This window comes from Pseudomonas sp. HMWF006 (assembly GCF_003061205.1).
Lineage (GTDB): Bacteria > Pseudomonadota > Gammaproteobacteria > Pseudomonadales > Pseudomonadaceae > Aquipseudomonas > Aquipseudomonas monsensis.
In genome coordinates, this window is sequence record NZ_QAIU01000346.1 from 1854 (window position 1) to 3813 (window position 1960).

Below are 1960 nucleotides of genomic sequence, written 5' to 3' on the forward strand. Positions count from 1 at the left end.
CACTCTCGCGCCCCGGCTCGAACAACAGCGGATCTTCCAGCAGCGCCTGCGCCATGCCCGAAAGCGTCCGTCCACGACTTTTCGGCATGCCCAGCGCCGCCAGATCAGCCGCCGCCAGCACCTGGACATCGGGAAATACTCGAGTCAAACCCGGTACCGCCGAGCACAACGGCGCGCCATACTGCGCCACCAGTTTCCCCGCCAGCCGGATCGCCGCGACCACGGTAATCTGCTGCCCGAGTACCGCACGAAAGGCCAGCTCCAGACCGTCCCACGCCCCCGGCACTCGCAGCCCCGGACGTTCGGCAATCAACCGCGCCAGTAACGGGTCGTCAGCCAGATGCCGCTGCATCGACGGCAGATCGGCATCCAGATCAAACAGCCGCCGCAGCCTCGCAACAATCTCGGGCAGTGCTGCCGGATCGGGAAAATCCAACTCGACCTCCAACACATCGCCTCTCCCCGGCCAGACCGACAGCGAGCCGTGGACACCGTTCAAGCCGACGCTGCGCGAGTACACGCCGTCCACCACGGTTTCCATGCCGACCACTGACCGTGCAGCGAGAAAGCCCAGCATCGCCGTCCAGTCATAGGGTGGCCGATAGGCCAGCACCAACCTCATAGCGACAGCACACCACTGTACAAACCGTACGCCGCCAGCCCGGCGCCGATGATCACGCAGGTGAAAATCGCCTTCTCGACATGGGTGAACAACGGCTCGCCCTGCTCACGCTTGGCCTTGGCGAACAGCAACACCCCCGGCGCATACAACAACGCCGACAGCAGCAGATACTTCACTCCGCCGGCGTACAACAACCACACCGCGTAGCACAGGGCGATGCCGCCGATCAGCAGGTCCTTGGTGCGCTCGGCCGACGCGTGCTCATAGGTTTCGCCGCGACCGCTCAACAGCACCGCGTACGCCGCCGACCACAAATACGGCACCAGAATCATCGACGAGGCCAGGTAAATCAGGCTGGTGTAGGTGCCTGCGGAGAACAGCGTGATCAACAGGAAAATCTGGATCATCACGTTGGTCAGCCACAGTGCGTTGACCGGCACGTGGTTCTTGTTTTCCTTTTTCAGGAACGCCGGCATGGTCTTGTCCTTGGCCGTGGCGAAGAGGATTTCCGCGCACAGCAATGCCCACGACAGCAACGCACCGAGCAGGGAAATCGCCAGGCCGACGCTGATCAACAACGCGCCCCACGGCCCGACAATATGCTCGAGCACCGCCGCCAGCGAAGGGTTCTGCAAGGTCGCCAGTTCCGGCTGGCTCATGATCCCCAGCGACAGCACGTTGACCAGCACCAGCAGCGCCAGCACCCCGATGAAACCAATCACCGTGGCGCGGCCGACGTCGCTGCGTTTCTCTGCTCGCGCCGAGTAGACGCTGGCGCCTTCGATGCCGATGAACACGAACACCGTGACCAGCATCATGTTGCGCACCTGATCCATCACCCCGCCAAAATTCGGGTTGCTGTGGCCCCAGATGTCACGGGTAAAAATATCTGCCTTGAACGCCAGCGCCGCGATGACGATGAACATGATCAACGGCACGACCTTGGCCATGGTGGTCAACTGGTTGATCAGCGCCGCCTCCTTGATCCCGCGCATCACCAGAAAATGCACGGCCCACAACAACACCGACGCGCAGGCAATGGCGACCGGGGTGTTGCCCTGACCGAAAACCGGAAAGAAGTAGCCGAGGGTGCTGAACAGCAGGACGAAATAACCGACGTTGCCCAGCCAGGCGCTGATCCAGTAACCCCACGCCGACGAGAACCCCATGTAGTCGCCAAACCCGGCCTTGGCGTAAGCGTAGACACCGGAGTCCAGTTCGGGTTTGCGATTGGCCAGGGTCTGGAACACGAACGCCAGGGTCAGCATGCCGATGGCGGTGATGCCCCAGCCAATCAGGATCGCCCCGGCATCGGCGCGGGCCGCCATGTTCTGCGCC

General features: G+C 62.7%; 1 protein-coding gene and 1 pseudogene. Both read right to left on the reverse strand.

What is annotated here, in order from left to right:
* Positions 1-622 (reverse strand): annotated as a pseudogene (locus DBR24_RS14220) (AlkA N-terminal domain-containing protein); the annotation flags it as partial.
* Positions 619-1960: arginine-ornithine antiporter (gene arcD / locus DBR24_RS14225; RefSeq protein WP_128615078.1), on the reverse strand; the 1342-nt coding region annotated here is incomplete at its 5' end. The pseudogene DBR24_RS14220 and the gene arcD, both read right to left, overlap by 4 nt.